This is a genomic window from Defluviimonas salinarum (genome assembly GCF_026013545.1).
GTDB classification, from domain to species: Bacteria; Pseudomonadota; Alphaproteobacteria; order Rhodobacterales; family Rhodobacteraceae; genus Albidovulum; species Albidovulum salinarum.
Window position 1 is genome coordinate 138,017 of the sequence record NZ_JAPDOG010000006.1, and the last position, 12,965, is coordinate 150,981.

At 66.4% G+C, this 12,965-nt stretch carries 11 protein-coding genes; 5 read left to right on the top strand and 6 right to left on the bottom strand.

Annotated elements, in window-relative coordinates:
* Positions 1–92: 92 nt before the first annotated feature.
* From OM960_RS08865 to OM960_RS08890, 6 genes are all read right to left on the bottom strand, one after another.
* Positions 93–1,517 carry a gamma-aminobutyraldehyde dehydrogenase gene (locus OM960_RS08865; RefSeq protein WP_264771722.1) on the bottom strand — a complete coding sequence of 475 codons (1,425 nt, stop codon included), beginning with the start codon at positions 1,515–1,517 and terminating at the stop codon, positions 93–95.
* A 23-nt stretch (positions 1,518–1,540) separates the two neighbouring features.
* Complete coding sequence (locus OM960_RS08870) at positions 1,541–2,347, bottom strand: ABC transporter permease (protein ID WP_264771723.1); 807 nt, start codon at positions 2,345–2,347, stop codon at positions 1,541–1,543.
* Complete coding sequence (locus OM960_RS08875; protein WP_264771724.1) at positions 2,337–3,263, bottom strand: ABC transporter permease; 927 nt, start codon at positions 3,261–3,263, stop codon at positions 2,337–2,339. The genes OM960_RS08870 and OM960_RS08875 overlap by 11 nt, the downstream gene beginning before the upstream one ends.
* Complete coding sequence (locus OM960_RS08880; RefSeq protein ID WP_263334099.1) at positions 3,263–4,255, bottom strand: ABC transporter ATP-binding protein; 993 nt, start codon at positions 4,253–4,255, stop codon at positions 3,263–3,265. The genes OM960_RS08875 and OM960_RS08880 overlap by 1 nt, the downstream gene beginning before the upstream one ends.
* Before the next feature lie 69 nt (positions 4,256–4,324).
* Positions 4,325–5,476, bottom strand: coding sequence for an ABC transporter substrate-binding protein (locus tag OM960_RS08885; RefSeq protein WP_263334101.1), 1,152 nt, complete (start codon positions 5,474–5,476; stop codon positions 4,325–4,327).
* A 386-nt stretch (positions 5,477–5,862) separates the two neighbouring features.
* Positions 5,863–6,756 carry a LysR family transcriptional regulator gene (locus OM960_RS08890; RefSeq protein ID WP_264771725.1) on the bottom strand — a complete coding sequence of 298 codons (894 nt, stop codon included), beginning with the start codon at positions 6,754–6,756 and terminating at the stop codon, positions 5,863–5,865.
* A gap of 365 nt (positions 6,757–7,121) precedes the next feature.
* On the opposite strand from OM960_RS08890, the gene OM960_RS08895 reads away from it, so the two are divergent.
* From OM960_RS08895 to OM960_RS08915, 5 genes are all read left to right on the top strand, one after another.
* Complete coding sequence (locus OM960_RS08895) at positions 7,122–8,699, top strand: BCCT family transporter (RefSeq protein ID WP_263334104.1); 1,578 nt, start codon at positions 7,122–7,124, stop codon at positions 8,697–8,699.
* A gap of 23 nt (positions 8,700–8,722) precedes the next feature.
* Positions 8,723–10,576 (top strand): glycine betaine ABC transporter substrate-binding protein, encoded by a 1,854-nt coding sequence (locus tag OM960_RS08900; RefSeq protein ID WP_264771726.1) that lies wholly within the window; start codon positions 8,723–8,725, stop codon positions 10,574–10,576.
* Between the two features lie 21 nt (positions 10,577–10,597).
* A complete protein-coding gene (locus OM960_RS08905; protein ID WP_263334108.1) occupies positions 10,598–11,053 on the top strand; it encodes a universal stress protein in 456 nt (151 codons plus the stop codon).
* A 93-nt stretch (positions 11,054–11,146) separates the two neighbouring features.
* Positions 11,147–11,836 (top strand): cupin domain-containing protein, encoded by a 690-nt coding sequence (locus tag OM960_RS08910; protein WP_263334109.1) that lies wholly within the window; start codon positions 11,147–11,149, stop codon positions 11,834–11,836.
* Between the two features lie 126 nt (positions 11,837–11,962).
* Positions 11,963–12,955: a glycosyltransferase family 2 protein gene (locus tag OM960_RS08915; RefSeq protein WP_264771727.1), complete on the top strand. Its 993-nt coding sequence runs from the start codon at positions 11,963–11,965 to the stop codon at positions 12,953–12,955.
* Positions 12,956–12,965 lie beyond the last annotated feature (10 nt).

Genomic DNA, 12,965 nt, shown 5'->3' on the forward strand with positions numbered 1-12,965 from the left:
TCCTGTGCGCCCCGGCCGCCAATGCCTGTTTTCTACGCGCGCTCCGGACGGCCCGGCCGTTGGCGACGACCGGGCGATACCAGCAAGTTCCGCTAGTGCTTGATCATCACATGCCGCACGGCCGTATAATCCTCGAGCGCGTACATCGACATGTCCTTCCCGTAACCGGAGCTCTTCAAGCCGCCGTGCGGCATCTCGTTGACCAGCATGAAATGCGTGTTGATCCAGGTGCAGCCGTAGCGGAGCCGCGCCGCCGTGGACATCGCCCGCCCGATATCCTTGGTCCAGACCGAGGAGGCGAGGCCGTAGTCGCTGTCGTTGGCCCAGCCGACCGCCTGCTCGACATCCTTGAACGGCGTCACCGACACCACCGGGCCGAAAACCTCGCGCTGGACGATCTCGTCCTCCTGGCGCGCCCCGGCGACGACGGTGGGCGTGTAGTAGAAGCCATTGTCGCCATGAGCCTTTCCGCCGGTCGTGATCTCCACATGCGGCAACTCGCGCGCGCGTTCGACGAAACTCGCGACGCGGTCGCGCTGGCGGGCGGAGATCAGGGGCCCGATCTCGTTCACCGTGTCGTCACTTTGGGCGAAGGCGATCCCTTGCACCGCCGTTGTCAGATCGGCGACGAGCTTCTCGTAGGTCTTCTCTGAGGCGTAGATGCGGCAGGCCGCCGTGCAGTCCTGACCGGCGTTGTAGTAGCCGAAGGCCCGCAGCCCTTCGACGACCTCGGTCAGGTCGGCATCATCGAACACGATGACCGGCGCCTTGCCGCCAAGCTCCAGATGGGTGCGCTTGACCGATTTCGACGCCGCCTGAAGCATCTTCTTGCCCGTCGCGACGTCGCCGGTCAGGGAGATCATGTCGACCTTCGGATGCGAGACGAGCGCGTTCCCCACCGTCTCGCCGCGCCCGGTCACGATGTTCACGACGCCCGGCGGCAGCTCCTCGGCCAGGATCCGCGCCAGCTTGAGCGCGGTCAGGGGCGTCTGCTCGGAGGGCTTGAAGACGACCGTGTTGCCGCCGGCGATCGCGGGGGCGAGTTTCCAGGCCATCATCATCAGCGGATAGTTCCAGGGCGCGACCGAAGCGATGACGCCGACCGGATCGCGGCGGACCATCGAGGTGAAGCCTTCCATGTATTCGCCCGCCGCCGGGCCGTACATGTTGCGCGCCGCGCCCGCGAAAAAACGGTAGACGTCGACGATCGCCGGAATCTCGTCGCCGATCGCGGCATTGATCGGCTTGCCGCAGTTCAGCGCCTCGAGCCGGCCGAAGGCTTCGCCCTCGGCCTCGATCCGGTCGGCAATCTGCAGAAGCGCCGCGGCGCGGGCCGACGGCGAGCTGCGCGCCCAGCCGTCGAAGGCCTCTGAAGCGGCAGCGACGGCTGCCTCGACCTGTTCGGCCGAGGCTTCCGGCAGGTCGAGGATCGTCTCGCCGGTGCGCGGGTTGAGAATCGCTTCTTTGGTCTCGGTTCCCTCGGTGAACGCGCCGTTGATCAGGAGCTTGGTATCCATGTCATTTCCTCGCTATGCGGAAGTCACTTGCCGACCCCGGCGGTCTCGGTGCCGCCGCGGGTCAGGTAATAGGCGCCCAGGATGGGCAGGAAGGTCACCAGCACCACGACCATCGCGACCACGTTGGTCACCGGGCGCTGGCGCGGCCGGACGAGCTCTTCGAGCATCCAGATCGGCAGGGTCTGCTGCTGGCCGGCGGTGAAGGTGGTCACGATCACCTCGTCGAAGGACAGCGCGAAGGCGAGCATTCCGCCGGCGAGAAGCGCGGTCGAGATGTTGGGCAGGATCACGTGCCGGAAGGTCTGGAAGCTGTTCGCGCCGAGGTCGGCCGACGCCTCGACGAGCGACCCCGACAGCCGGCGGAAGCGCGCGACCGCGTTGTTGTAGACCACGACGATGCAGAACGTGGCGTGGCCGAGCACGATCGTCAGCGTCGAAAACGGGATGTCGCCGAGGTTGAAGGCCGAGCGCAGCGAGATGCCGGTGATGATGCCTGGCAGGGCGATCGGCAGGATCACCAGGAGCGAGATCGACTCGCGCCCGAAGAACTTCGCCCGGCTGACGGCCGCCGCGCAAAGCGTGCCGAGGACGATCGCGATCACGGTTGAAACCGAGGCGACCTTCAGCGACAGCCCGAGCGACGCCCAGACATCCGGGCGGTTCCAGGTGACGCCGAACCATTTCAGCGTCAACCCCGGAGGCGGCCACTGGTAGGAGCGATCCTCGGTCGTGAAGGCGTAGACGAAGATCAGGACGATCGGCAGGTGCAGAAACGCCAGCCCGGCGAAGGCCGCGATCTTCAGTGCCAGCGGGGCACGCTCAGAGTGCATCGAACGCTCCCTTCCGCTTGGCCATCCAGAGGTAGAAGCCCATGATCACGATCGGCACCACGGCGAAGGCGGCCGCGAGGGGGATGTTCCCGGCAGTGCCCTGATGCGCATAGACCGCCTGCCCGATGAAGAGCCGCGAGGAACCGATGATCTGGGGAATGATGTAGTCGCCGAGCGTCAGCGAGAAGGTGAAGATCGAGCCGGCGATGATCCCCGGCAAGGCCAGCGGCAGGATCACATGGCGCAGCGTCTGGCCCGGGCTGGCCCCGAGATCGCCAGACGCCTCCAGCAGGTTCTGCGGCACGCGTTCGAGTGCCGCCTGCACCGGCAGGACCATGTAGGGAAGCCAGACGTAGAGAAAGACGAGAAACGTGCCGATGTAGCTGACCGACAGCGATCCGCCGCCGATCACCGGCATCGACAGCACCGCGTTCAGGACCGCGCTCGCGCCGATCCCTTCCACCATCCAGTTCAGGATGCCTTCCTTGGCAAGGATCAGTTTCCAAGCGTAGACCTTCACGAGGTAACTCGACCAGAGCGGCAGCATCACGCCGAGGTAGAACAGCGCCTTCATCGGGCCCCTGGCGTAGCGCGCGGCATAGTACGCGATCGGAAAGGCCACGATCGCGGCGGCGACGGTCACCGAGGCAGCCATCAGGGTCGTGCGCAGGATGATGTCGAAATTCGCGGGCTGCAGCAGCTCCGCATAGGTCTTGAGCGTGACCTCGTAATTGATGAGGCCCGTGAACTCGTCGATCGAGAAGAAGCTCTGGACCAGAAGGGCGAAGAGCGATCCCACATAGACGACGCCGAGCCACAAGAGCGGCGGCAGAAGCAGGACGAGCAGGAGGAGCCGCGGCCGGCGCCAGAAGGCGTCCGAAACCCGCTGGGCGAGGCCCTGATGGCTTGCCACCATCACTCGTCCTCCATCCGGTGGATCGAGGCGTCGCTCCAGTTGAGCCCGACCCGCGTCCCCGGTTCCGGCACCGTCCGCTCCGCCGGAACCGCCACCGTGAGCTGGTCACCGCCAAGGTCCACGGTCACGCGCTTGACGGGTCCGATGTAGCGTATCGACGCGACCGTACCGGCCAGGCGTCCGCTTTCCGCCTTCGCAAGCTCCATCGACTCCGGTCGCAGGCTGTGCCACGCCTTCGCGCTGCCCGCCGACTGGCTGAGTGCGGGCGACAGCACGTTGGCCGAGCCGACGAAATCGGCGACGAAGCGCGTGCGCGGGCGCTGGTAGATGTCTTCCGGGCTGCCGGCCTGCACGATCCGCCCGTCGTTGAAGACCGCGACGCGATCGGCCATCGACAGCGCCTCGCCCTGGTCGTGGGTCACGAAGACGAAGGTGATGCCGAGCTGCTTCTGCAGCGCCTTGAGCTCGTCCTGCATCGCCTCGCGGAGCTTCAGATCGAGCGCGCCGAGCGGTTCGTCGAGCAGAAGGACGCGGGGCTTGTTGACGAGCGCGCGGGCGAGCGCCACGCGCTGCCGCTGCCCGCCGGAAAGCTGGGCAGGCTTGCGGTCGCCGTAATCGCCGAGCTTCACGAGCGACAGCATCTCGTCCGCCCGGCCGTGACGGCTGCGCTTGTCGACGCCCTGCACCATCAGCCCGTAGGCGACGTTGTCCCTAACGTTCAGGTGCGGAAAGAGCGCGTAGTCCTGGAACACGGTGTTCACCGGGCGGCGATTGGGCGGCAGGTTCTCCGAATTCTCTCCGAAGATCCTCACATGTCCCGCATTCGGCCGCTCGAACCCGGAGATGAGCCGCAGGCAGGTCGTCTTGCCCGAGCCGGAGGGTCCGAGCATGGCGAAGAAGGTGCCCTCCTCGATCGCGATGGACACGTTGTCGACCGCGCGCACCGCGCCGAAACTGCGCGAGACTTCGTCGAATTCTACGGCATAGGACATGGACAGACCGGTTCTCTGACCCGGCGGCTCAAGTGCCGCCGGGCGGATTTCGTTGGATCACGTGCAGGATCAGCGGCCGCCGATCACCCCGATGTAGTCGGAAACCCAGCGGTAGTAGGGCACGCACTCGCCCTGGCTCGCGCAGCTCGACACCGGCGTGGTCCAGAACTTGATCTTCTCGAAATCGTCGAGGCCGTTCTTGGTGCATCCCTCCGCCGTCTGCATGCCGCGCCCGTCGGTGCAGGCCGCCGGCACGGACGGGTTCGCGCCGAACCAGACCGAAAGATCGGATTGCAGGTTGGACGCCAACGAATGCTCCATCCACAGGTAGGCGCAGTTGGGGTGCGGCGCATCGACATGCATCATCGTTGTGTCGGCCCAGCCGGTCGCCCCCTCTTCGGGAACCACGGATGCGATGGGCTGCCCTTCGCCCTGCATGATATTAACCTGGAAGGGCCACGAGCCCGAGGCCACCACGCCCTCGTTCTTGAAGTCGTCCATCTGGATGAAGGCGTCGTGCCAGTAGCGGTTCACCAGCTCCCGCTGGCCGCGTAACAGGTTGAGTGCGGCGTCGTATTGCTCTTGGTTCAGCTCGTAGGGCGAGGTGATGCCGAGTTCGGGCTTGTGAAACATCAGGTAGTTCGCCGCATCGGCAATGTGGATCGGCCCGTCATAGGCCTGCACCCGCCCCTTGTTCGACTTCCCGTCGGCGAGTGTCACCTCTTCGAACACCACGTTCCACGAGGTCGGCGGGCTGTCCCCGAATGCCTCCGTGTTGTACATGAGAACGTTCGGACCCCACATGTAGGGCGTGCCGAAATGCTCGCCATTCACCGTGTGCCAGGCTGCGTCCTTCAGCCGGTCGTCCACGGTGGACCAGGAGGGGATGAGGTCGACGTTGATCGGCTGCACCCGCTTGCCGGCGATCAGCCTCAAAGAGGCGTCGCCCGACGCGGTGACGAGGTCGAAGCCGCCCTCGTTCATCAGCGCCACCATCTCGTCCGAGGTGTTGGCGGTCTTCACGTTGACCTTGCAGCCGGAGGCCTCCTCGAACTTGGTCACCCAGTCGAAGGCGGCGTCGGTCTCGCCGCGCTCGATATAGCCGGGCCAGGCGACGATATCGAGCTGCCCCTCGCCCGGTCCGACCTCGGTCATCTGCGCCTGCGCGAGGCCGGCCCCCGCAAATGCGAGGATTGTCGTCGAAATCAGCACTTTCTTCATTGTCCGTCTCCCTGCTTGCCCGTGGCTCACATCGGCCCGAGCTGTTTTCAAAACCCAGGCGCATCGCAGTGTCCGGCCTGGTTCTGGATCTCGTCTCCTTCGATGCGGAAGACCGAAGGCGCGTCGGGCGCGGAAGAAGTTCGGTGGCGTTCGGATGGACCTTCCCGGGGACCTGTGCCGGCGCCCGGATGGCCGGCACCCAAGCCGCCGGAAAGGGCAACGCTTGGTCCGAAACGCGACGCAATGCTCTGGATCAACTCCCCCTGACCACGCCGAAGGGGCGCATTTCAGCTCTTCCACAGCCAAAACTCTGCGCCGCTTTCGAAAATTCGCAAACGCAAAATACAAATTGTTATTATCGGATTTTCCGATAGCTCCGCCGCATGTCAGAACGAGGTCTGAGCGAGACGCACGAAATCGCGCGTTATGGGCGAGAGCGGCGCGCCGCGGCGCCAGGCCATGCCGACCTGGACGGTGGGCAGATCTCCCGAAACGTCGCGGATCTCAATGCGGTCTCCTTCAAGCGACCACGGCCGATAGATCAGGTCCGGCAGGATTGCCAGCCCCACTCCGGTCGCGACGAGGCTGCGCACCGCCTCGACCGACCGGGTCCGGAACGCCACGTCCGGCCGGGTTCCGAGCGAGGCCATGAGCCGGTTGGTGCTTTCCTCGATCTCTTCGAGCGAAAGCATGATCAGCGGTTCGCGCGCCACCTCGTCGAGTTCGATCGCCTCTTTGGCTGCAAGCGGATGACCGAGCGGCAACCAGAGCCGCATGGCTGAGGCGGCGATGCTCTCGACCTGGAAGGCGCTGCGATTGTGCAGGTTCGAGACCAGGAGAAAGGCCACGTCGATTTCGCCGCCGATCAGGAGGTGTTCGAGATATTCGCCGGAATCCTCGATGGCCGAGATCCGCACGGAGGGAAAGGTCCGCCGGAACCGCGACAATGTCTCCGCCAGCCCGTATCCCGCGACGAGCGAGGTGACGCCGAGCCTGAGTTCGCCGCTTCTTTCTGAAGTTTCAATCTGGAAGGCGCGGCGGGCGTCCGAGACGTCATCCCGGATCTTGCGCGCGTGCCGCAGGAACTGGTGCCCCGCATTGGTGATCGCAATGCCGCGCGCCCGGCGTTCGAACAACACGATGCCGAGATCCGCCTCCAGCGCCTTGATCGCTTCCGTGACCGAGGACTGGGAGATCGCGAGTGCCTTGGCGGCGCCCGATACGCTTCCGTGCTCGGCCGCGGCGACAAAGAACTGAAGCTGTCTCAGGGTAAAGGCCATCTGGGATCTGCCGTATCCGCGTCGGTTGCGGCGCCCGTCCAGAGGGTGCCTACCTGCCATCCAGACGCCTCGAGCGATCCGGCGCAACAGATTTCTCGGGGATGCCGCCCCCGGATCCCGTATGCACCGTCGCCGCCGTCCGGAAACGACGGCCGCCCGGACGGAGCCGCTTGGGACGGCGGATCGCCCCGGACAGACGCGAGGCGACCGGGTTCGCAAGGTTTCATGGCGCAACAGGGCGCCGCGGCACCGAATCGCCAAATAAAACAATCAGATTGTCAAGGTTGACCGAAATATTTTTTCGCCTTCCACTTGAAGATTGACACGGCCCCACGGAACCGAACTCCAGCAAGGGGAGTGACTTGATGTCCTCGTTCAAAGGCGCGTCTTTCAACACAGTATTCATTGTCGCCATGACGCTCTGCCTCGCCATCGGGGTCTGGGGCGTGATCAGCCCCTCGAGCATGACCGGCTCGGCGCAGGCCTTCACAGGCTATCTCCTGAACGGTGCGGGCTGGATGTGGCTCGCCATGTGTTCGGGGTTCCTCCTGCTTGGCGGCTACATGGCGTTCGGGCCCTACGGGCATATCCGGCTCGGCAAGGACGACGAGGAGCCGGAATTCGACACCGCCTCCTGGATCGCGATGCTGTTTGCCGGCGGCATGGGCTCGGGGCTTCTGGTCTGGGGCGCGGCGGAACCGATGTACCACTTCGTCTCCCCGCCGGGGATGGAGGGCGAGACCCCCGCGGCCGCGCGCGAGGCGCTGGTCATCACCAACCTTCACTGGGGCCTGCATGCCTGGTCGATCTACGGCTGCTGCGCGCTGGTGATCGCCTACTTCACCTTCCGCCGCAACGAACCCTCGATGATCTCGACCCCGATCAAGCACGTCTTCAAGGGACCGGCTGGCGAGACGGTCGGCAAGGCCGCGGACATTCTCGGCGTGATCTCGGTCGTGTTCGGCCTCGCAGGCTCGCTGGCGATGGGCGCGCTCGCGGTGCGCTCGGGCATGTACTACGCCTTCGGCACCGAGCAGAACAACACGATGTCGATGATCATCCTCGTCGCGCTCTTTGTCGCCTACATGCTGTCGGCCACGACCGGCGTCGACAAGGGGATCAAGATCCTCTCCAACATCAACATGGTGCTGACCGTGGCGATCATGCTGATGGTCATCTTCGCCGGCCCGACGCAGTTCATCATGGAGACCTTCGTCGACTCGATCGGGCGCTATTTCAGCGCGATCGTCACCAAGTCCTTCACGCTCTACCCGTTCGAGGGGCTGACCGGCTGGACCTCGGGCTGGACGCTCACCTATCTCATCTGGTGGCTGGCCTGGGGGCCGTTCATCGGCATCTTCGTCGCCCGCATCTCGCGCGGGCGCACGATCCGCGAATTCATCTTCGGCGTCGTGCTGGTGCCGACCGTCTTCTCGATGCTCTGGTTCGCGGCCTTCGGCGGCGCGGGCTTCTACATCGAGATGTATGGCGGCGGCGGTCTGAAGGAGATCATCTTCGAGGACGTCTTCGCCGCACTCTTCGCCTTCCTCGGCTACTTCCCCGGCGCGACGATCCTCGCCGGCCTCGCGGCGGCGCTCCTCTTCATCTTCCTCGTGACCTCGGCGGACTCGGGCACCTTCGTGCTGTCGATGATGACGACGAACGGCGATCTCAACCCGCCGGTGATCCAGAAGATGATCTGGGGCATCCTGATCGCGGTTCTCACCTTCTCGACCCTCGTGACCGAATCCGTGACCGTCGCCAAGGCGATGGCCATCACCGGGGCGATCCCCTTCGCGATCATCGTGCTGTTGCAGATCGTCGGCTTCCTGCGCGAGATCCGCAAGGAGATCGAGGAACCCGAAGTCATCGAGGCTCGCGGCGAGATCGAGGGCCGCGGGCCGGCCGGCGCCGCCGAGGCGGCGCAGGACAGCGCGTCGTGACCGGGCGCGGAAAGGAGGGTCCCATGTCCATTCGCGCAATCATCGCCATTCTGGCCACCGTGCTCGCCCTCGCCGGCTGCACCGAGGAAGACGGCAAGATCCGCATCGGCGCCAAGAACTTCGGCGAGAGCAAGATCCTCGCCCACATGATGGCGGCCGTGATCGCGGAACAGGGCATTCCCGTCGAAGGGGTCGTGGAGTACGAGAACACACCGTCGATCCTCGAAGCCCTGAAGCGCGGCGACATCGACGCCTATCCCGAATACAACGGCACCGGCCTCGTGATGCTCGGCCAGAGCCCGCTGGCCGACGGCGATGCCGCGACCGAGCGGGTGAAGCAGATCTTCGAGCCGCTCGGCATCTCCTGGCGCGAGCGGATCGGCGTGGCAAACAACTACGGGCTCGCGATGCTGCCCGAGCGGGCCGAGGACATGCGCCTGACCGACATGTCGCAGCTCGTCCGGCGCAGTTCCGAGGTAACGATCGGGATCGAGGACGACTTCACCGCGCGGCCGCTCGACGGCCTCACCCCGATGACGCAGCGCTACGGCTTCGAATTCGGCGAGATCGTCGAAGTGCCGCTCTCCGACCGGGGCACGCTCTACGACCAGCTTCTCGACGGCAAGGTCGACGTGATCGAGGTCTACACGACCGACGGCCAGATTGCCGATTACGGGCTGACGCTTCTGCAGGACGATCTCCAGTTCTTCCCGGTCTACGAGCTCGCGCCGATCGTCCGCCTGGAATCGCTGGCAAGGCACCCTGCCCTCGGCGGCGCGCTCGATGCGCTCGGCGGCAAGTTCACCAACGAGGAGATGCAGGCGCTCAACCGCCGCGTCGATCTCGAGGGCCGCTCGCCCGAGGCCGTGGCGCGCGACGCGCTGGCCCGACTCGGGCTGATCGCGGCGGGCGCGGTCGAGGCGGAAGACCCGCTGATGATCGCCGCCTCGCCGCTCCTCGCCGAAAGCGATCTTGCCAGCACGGCGCTGCGCTCCGCCCGGCGGGCCTATGTCGGCCGCGAGGTCACGATCGACCCGAGCCACGATCCGCTGGCGGAGGTCGCGAACGGCAACGCCCGGCTCGCGCTGGTCGGCGCGGAGAGCTTCTTCGACCTCTCTGGCCCGACGCCGGTGCGGACCGAGGCCTTCGAGGGCCTCGCGGCGGTCGGTGCGAACGCGGTCCACCTCGTCAGCCCGACCGGAGATGCGGGCGTCGGCGCGCTCTCCGAGGCCACCGAGCTCATCGTTGGCCCTGAAGGCTCGGCGTCCTACCGGATCGCCACGATTCTCACCGACGCGCTCGGCCTGACGGCGGCGCTGACCGTGACCGACGCGACAAGTGCGGGCGATCTTCTGACGCTTCTCGACGCGAAGGGCAAGGTCGCCGTGCTCCCCGCGCCCGTCGGCAGCGACATGATCGCGGCTGCGTTTTCAAGTGCGGAGCTGAAGCTCCTGCCCGTCGACGGCTGGACGCAGGGCGCCAACCTGGTGAAATACCCGTTCCTGCGCCAGACCCGCATTCCCGGCGGTTCCTACGGCCGACAGTTCACGGCCGTCGAGACGCTGTCGAGCCAGGCGGTTCTGGCCGGACCGGCGCCGGTTCCGGCGATCGCTACGATCGGCGACCAGGGTCCGGGTGCGACGGCCGCCCCCGCGCTGAAGCCGGTGCCGACAAGCACGGTGCAGGCCCTGGCGGCCGGCATCACCGGGGGCGAGCTGATCGACCCGGTGCTGCCGCTCGCGGCGGCTTTCGCGCCGACGCTGCCGACGCCGCCGGCGGCGATGAATCCCTCGGCCGACGTCTCGGTGCTGAACGTGGCGCTCGTGTTGATGTTCGTATGGCTTTTCTGGCTCTATGTGCGCCGCGAAGCTCCGTGAAACAGGGAAGGAGAGCAGAAGATGGGCGAAAAGATCCTTGTTCCGATCGATATGGCGGACCAGAAGACCGGCCTCAAGACGATCGCGGAGGGCGTCGTCCAGGCCAAGGTCCGCAAGGCCGAGTTGGTGGTCATGACCGTCGTGCCGGACATCCTGTCGGGGCTCGACTTTCGCTACGCGATCCGCGGCGAGATGGGCGGATCGGAGAACTACGACCTCAAGGCGATCGTCAAGGAGGCGCTCGACAGGCTGAACCAGATCGTCGCGGACCACACGCCGAGCGGCATGAAGGTCAGCACCATCGCCCGGCACGGCACCGCCTATGAGGAGATCCTCAAGGTCGCGAAGGATATCGGCGCGACGATGATCGTGCTCGGCGCGCACCGTCCCTCGCTGAAGGACTACCTGATCGGCCCGACCGCGGCGCGCGTCGTGCGCCATGCGGAATGCTCGGTCAACGTGATGCGCGACACCTGACCGCGGCGCAGACAGAGGCGGCTGCCGGCGCCACCGCGACGGGCGGCCAATCGCGCGCGCCCTGCCCCGTGCGGGCACACAGGGAGAAGCCCGATGGAACTCAACGCAGATTTCGGCCTCCGCGTCGCGGTCCATGCCAATCGGATGGACTGGACCCCCTCGCCGATGCCCGGCGTCGAGCGCAAGATGCTCGACCGGATCGGCGACGAGGTCGCGCGAGCGACCACGATTGTCCGCTTCGCTCCGGGCAGCCGGTTTTCGCCGCACACCCATGACGGCGGCGAGGAATTCCTCGTCCTCGACGGCGTGTTCCAGGACGAGCAAGGCGACTTCCCGGCGGGCAGCTACGTCCGCAACCCGCCGACGTCGCGCCACACGCCCGGCTCCGCGCCGGGCTGCACCATATTCGTCAAGCTCTGGCAGTTCGCGCCCGACGACCGGCGGAAGGTCACGGTCGACACGCGCGCGCTGGATCTGCAGGCGCCTCCCGGCAGGCCGGGCGTGCGCAGCGCCATTCTGCACGAAGACGCCCGCGAATGCGTCCGGATCGAGCAATGGGCACCCGGCGCGGCGGTCGAGATGGCACCCGCCGGCGGCCTGGAGATCCTGTGCCTGGACGGTGGATTCCTGGAAGGCGGCGAAGGCTTCACACCGTGGTCGTGGCTGCGCCTGCCGATCGGGGCCGGGCTCTCCGCCGTCGCCGGGGCCGAGGGCTGCCGGGTCTGGGTGAAAGAGGGCCACCTGCGGTTCGCGGGCGCCGACCTGCCGCCGCAGCAGACCTGAGCGGACAACCGCGCCCCGGTCGAAGGCCGATCTGAAATGGATTGGATCGGCCGCCGGAAGTCGCCTAGAAAAGCTTACGCGATTCCTTCCCGAAGGCACCGGCAAGGACCAGATGGACGATCGAGCATGAACGGCGACTTGATCAGCGTTGTCATTCCCGCGCACAACTCCGGCTGGTCCATCCGGGACACGATCCGCTCCGTCCGCGCCCAGCGCGGCTGCGACTACGAGGTGATCGTTGTCAATGACGGCTCGACCGACGACCTTGAGGCGATCATGGCCCCCATTCTCGCCTCCGACGCCCGCTTCCGCATGGTGACGCAGGAGAACCGCGGCCTCGCGGCGGCGCGCAATCGCGGGCTGGACGAGGCGAAGGGCAGATACGTCGCCTTTCTCGACGCCGATGACCTCTGGCACCCGGACTTCCTCGCGAGCCTGAAGGTGGCGCTGGACGATCATCCCGAGGCACCCTTCGCTTATGCCTACCTGCTTCGCGTCGACACCGCGAACCGCCTGATCCCGGCCCCGCCGTGGCGCCACGAGCCGCGCCACGACTTCGAGGGGCTCCTGACGCTGAACTCGGTCGGCTGCGGCAGCGCCTCGCTGTTTCGACGCGCCGCGGTTGCCGAGGCCGGCGGCTTCGACCCGACCTTGCGCGTGCGCGGCGTCCAGGGCGCCGAGGACTGGAAGCTGGTCCTGCGCCTCGCCGCCCGGCAGACGCCGGTTCTCGTGCCGCGCTTCCTCGTCGGCTACCGGCTTGTCGAGCAGGGCATGTCCCAGCGCGAGCCGCGCCGGCAGCTCAACGCCGTCCGCGCGGTGATGGACGATATCCGGGCGGAGTTTCCCGACACGCCCCGTCGCTGCTTCGCCGACGCCCGCACGCTCCTGAACGGATGGCTGCTGACCGCCTTCGCGCGCAACCGGGATTACCGGACCATCGCCCGGCTGCTGGTGGAATCCTACCTGCTCAACCCCTTGTGGTTCCGCTCCCGCGAGTTGCGCATGGTGCACCGCCAGAAGATCGTCTCGCTGGTTCGGGACAGGGCCGGGCCGCGCACCGACCTTCGCGATCTGATCCAGAACGGCGAGCGGCCCTTCGCCTTCCTCTCCGAGCCCTGACCCTGTGCCC

Coding starts and splice junctions, on each gene's coding strand:
- OM960_RS08865 (WP_264771722.1), bottom strand. CDS start 1,517: ATGGATACCAAGCTCCTGATCAACGGCGCGTTCACCGAGGGAACCGAG.
- OM960_RS08870 (WP_264771723.1), bottom strand. CDS start 2,347: ATGCACTCTGAGCGTGCCCCGCTGGCACTGAAGATCGCGGCCTTCGCC.
- OM960_RS08875 (WP_264771724.1), bottom strand. CDS start 3,263: ATGGTGGCAAGCCATCAGGGCCTCGCCCAGCGGGTTTCGGACGCCTTC.
- OM960_RS08880 (WP_263334099.1), bottom strand. CDS start 4,255: ATGTCCTATGCCGTAGAATTCGACGAAGTCTCGCGCAGTTTCGGCGCG.
- OM960_RS08885 (WP_263334101.1), bottom strand. CDS start 5,476: ATGAAGAAAGTGCTGATTTCGACGACAATCCTCGCATTTGCGGGGGCC.
- OM960_RS08890 (WP_264771725.1), bottom strand. CDS start 6,756: ATGGCCTTTACCCTGAGACAGCTTCAGTTCTTTGTCGCCGCGGCCGAG.
- OM960_RS08895 (WP_263334104.1), top strand. CDS start 7,122: ATGTCCTCGTTCAAAGGCGCGTCTTTCAACACAGTATTCATTGTCGCC.
- OM960_RS08900 (WP_264771726.1), top strand. CDS start 8,723: ATGTCCATTCGCGCAATCATCGCCATTCTGGCCACCGTGCTCGCCCTC.
- OM960_RS08905 (WP_263334108.1), top strand. CDS start 10,598: ATGGGCGAAAAGATCCTTGTTCCGATCGATATGGCGGACCAGAAGACC.
- OM960_RS08910 (WP_263334109.1), top strand. CDS start 11,147: ATGGAACTCAACGCAGATTTCGGCCTCCGCGTCGCGGTCCATGCCAAT.
- OM960_RS08915 (WP_264771727.1), top strand. CDS start 11,963: ATGAACGGCGACTTGATCAGCGTTGTCATTCCCGCGCACAACTCCGGC.